At 42.6% G+C, this 3572-nt stretch carries 3 protein-coding genes; all 3 read right to left on the reverse strand.

The window, feature by feature from the left end; translation table 11 throughout:
• Positions 1–101 precede the first annotated feature (101 nt).
• From IQ242_RS19670 to ebsA, 3 genes are read right to left on the reverse strand one after another with little or no spacing between them, the layout of a single operon-like run.
• Positions 102–1916, reverse strand: coding sequence for an ABC transporter ATP-binding protein (locus IQ242_RS19670; protein ID WP_193961127.1), 1815 nt, complete (start codon positions 1914–1916; stop codon positions 102–104).
• Positions 1917–1956: 40 nt separating this feature from the next.
• Positions 1957–3033: a phosphotransacetylase family protein gene (locus tag IQ242_RS19675; RefSeq protein WP_002768345.1), complete on the reverse strand. Its 1077-nt coding sequence runs from the start codon at positions 3031–3033 to the stop codon at positions 1957–1959.
• Between the two features lie 35 nt (positions 3034–3068).
• Complete coding sequence (ebsA, locus tag IQ242_RS19680; RefSeq protein WP_002768348.1) at positions 3069–3446, reverse strand: type IV pilus biogenesis protein EbsA; 378 nt, start codon at positions 3444–3446, stop codon at positions 3069–3071.
• Between the last annotated feature and the right edge of the window lie 126 nt (positions 3447–3572).

A 3572-nucleotide genomic window follows, 5' to 3' on the forward strand; every position in this document is an offset into this window, starting at 1 on the left:
CTTTAATCTGATAACTGATAACTGATAACTGATAACTGATAACTGATAACTGATAACTGATAACTGATAACTGATAACTGTTAACTGATAACTGTTAACTGTTAACTATCTGTGCCTAACATTTGCAGTTTATATAAACTAGCGTAGAGGCCGTCTTTAGTTAATAAATCTTCATGGGTTCCCGATTCGACTAATTCCCCGCGTTTAAGGACAAGAATTCGATCGACATCGCGAATAGTAGAGAGACGATGGGCGATAATAATAGCGGTACGATCGACTAAAATCTGTTCTAAAGCTTCTTGAATTAATACCTCTGTTCCCACGTCTAAACTAGCGGTAGCTTCATCTAAAACTAGAATTTCGGGGTTACGAATAGCGACTCTTGCAAAAGCGAGTAATTGTTTTTGTCCTCCCGATAAATTTGCGCCCCGTTCCCGTAAAAGAGTATGATAACCGTCGGGTAACTCCTCGATAAAGTGATCGATATTAGTTAATTTAGCCGCTGCTTTCACCTGCTCAAAATCATAATTTTCTCCTAAAGTAATATTGCGAGTAACATCTCCAGCAAAGAGAAAAGTTTCTTGGAGAATGACACCGATATAACGTCTTAATTCCGCTTGGGGAAGATAACGGATATCGATACCATCCACTAGAATTCTGCCCTTACTCGGTTCATAAAGACGACAAAGAAGACGAATAATCGAACTTTTTCCCGCACCGGTGGGACCGACTAAAGCGACTTTTTCCCCGGGATTAATGGTAAAATTGAGACCTTTTATAATATATTCATCGGGTTTATAACCAAACCAAACATTTTCAAAAATAATCTCGCCAGTTTTAAGTTTTTCTGGAAAATAAAGCTCTTTATAATTGTTAGAATCTTTGATTTCAATGGGAATACTGATTAATTCCCCAATGCGTTCAATAGCAGTAAAACCCGATTGAAACATGGTAAATTTTTCGGCAAACTGACGCAGGGGATTAAAGAGACGTTGGGAGAATAAAATAAAAGCCGATAAAACCCCAAAATCAATGGTTTTCTGGAGAATAAAAATCCCGCCTAACCATAATACTCCTCCCACGGCAATTAATCCGATCCATTCCAAAGTGGCCGAGACAGCCGAATCATAAAAAATTGTTTTATCTAGGGATTGACGATAGTGAGTATTGGTAGCGCGAAACATTTCAGCGTTAAAGCGTTCGCGGCGAAATAATTGAACAATATTGACTCCGACTACATTTTCCTGTAGTTGGGCATTAAGTTTTGATAATTCCTCGCGTACTTGATAGTTAGCGCTGCGGTATTGTTTTTGAAAAAAGATAATTAAAGCGGTGACGGGAAATAACATCAACACCAACAATAGAGCTAATTGCCATTGCAGGGTAAACATGGTGATGATAATAACTAAAATATTGACCAGATCACTGACAACTCCGATCGCCCCACTAGCAAAAACTTCTCCTAATGCTTCCACATCGCTGGTTAAACGAGTGACTAAACGTCCCACGGGAGAGCGATCAAAAAAACTAGAGGAAAGGGAGGTGACGTGGGTAAATAAATCTTCCCGGACATTAGCAGTAATTGACTGACCGACTTTCTGTACTAGATAACCTTGTGTTGTCCCTAAAATCAGTCGTAAAATAATCGAAACCGACAGGATAATAATTAGGGTATTAATGGCTGCTGTTAAGGGCATTTGAGCCAAAAAATCCCAAGTTTGTTCCTTTTGCAAAAGGGAGACCGCTTGACCGATAATTAAGGGTTGGACTGCCCCCGTGAGAGATAGGGGAAAAAGAAGTATTAATGACCAAAATAGCAGGGCTTTTTGCTTTTTTGCGTAGGGAAGTAATCTTAATAATAAGCTCCAGTCATTTTCTTTGACCGGAGGGGACACAGGGGAGGATGATAGACTCATGAAGGGATTTCCCATGAAATTCTGGGCAGCTGGGGAGAAATTACGCCCCTATTGTTAACTTTTCTAACAGGCGATCGATCTGAAAATGTTCCTCCATTAATTCTCGAATACCAGCGACTTTTACCTGTTCCTGTAAGCGAATCTTCCCGAAGGCCTGATCGACGATTTCCACGGTACTGAGAGTATCTAAATTTACCGAGAGAATCGGTACTTCTAAATCCTCGGCCCGGCCCAAAATCAGGGGATCTGGAGAGATGGAACCGGTTAAAATTAAACAGGTGGTGGAAGTTTCTAGGGCAGCTAACTGGAGGTCTGTGCGATCGCCACCCGTAATCACGGCCATATTTTCCCCCTTGCGAAAATATTCTAAAGCGGCGTTGACATTCATCGCCCCGATCGCTAAACTTTCTACCATCCAATCTAAACGATCGGGCCGACATAATACTTTGGCCCCCAAAAGATGGACAATTTCCCGAACACTAATACTACGCAATAATTTACTAGCGGGTAACAGTCCTAAAACTTCCACGCCTTGGCCCGCGAGATAGGGTTTCAGGAGGGATTGTACTTCCTCCCAATCATCGGTGGGAATATCGCTAATTACTACCCCCAGCAGCTGATTATTTAATTCCCGTTGCGCTTTCAGCAGACTATCGGCAATCAGGGGAGAACTATAGCGGGCCACCAATAGGATCGGAGTCTGGAGAATTTTGGCCATTTCCCCCATCGATAGCTGAAAAATACTGCCTTCCCAGAGAGTCCCCGGCCCTTCGAGGAGGGTAATATCACTGTGAATCCGATCGAGATAACCAGCAAGAATATTGCCGTAGTCCTGTTTATCTGCACCTTGCAGACGTTTAGCAACGGAATCCACATCTGTATAGATCAGGGGTAAGCGCAGCTGTTCGGGGGATAATTCTAATAATTGCCGAATAAATTCTACATCCTCATCGACCAATTGCCCATCGACGTAGCCCGGACAATTGCCCACTGGTTTGCCGTAACTTATCTCTAGTCCTTTTTGCCGCAAGAGATGCGCTAAACCGACGATAGTTCCCGATTTACCACTGAGGGGTTCCAGGGAAGAGATAAGTATAGATTTGGCTGATTTCGCCACGATTTGCTCCTTTTTAACCCGTAAAATCCCGACTTTTATTCTTCAAATCGCAGCAGTTTCCGATAAAATCCCTGCGAAAAGTCGGCTGAACCTAGCTGCTTAAAGGTTTTAATCGCATCGATGAGATATTCGACCAACTCGGCGTTAATAATCGTCATCTCATAGCTTAGGTCGGCCTGTCCTTCAAATTGTAAACGACAACGGGTCAATTCCGAGGGCAATTTTGATACATACCAAGACGCCACAAAGGGAATCCCTTCACTGTTTTCTATGCGACGACGACCTTCTAAAGATCCGGCTTGATACAAAGCGATCGCATAGGGCAGGATACTATGTTTGTCCTTGGCATAGTAGGGCATATATACTACCACATCGGCCTTATCGGCGGGTTCTAATTGTTCGATAGTTGGCATAATTTACTTAATTCTCTGCTTCACGGCCAAGTTACCATTGACACTGATATTTTCCATATATTTTAACCGATCGCCCCAGGAATCTCCTGAGGGAGAAAATAGGCAGAATTGACCACCAGCTGTCTC

This window comes from Microcystis sp. LEGE 08355, from assembly GCF_015207185.1.
Taxonomy (GTDB): domain Bacteria; phylum Cyanobacteriota; class Cyanobacteriia; order Cyanobacteriales; family Microcystaceae; genus Microcystis; species Microcystis panniformis.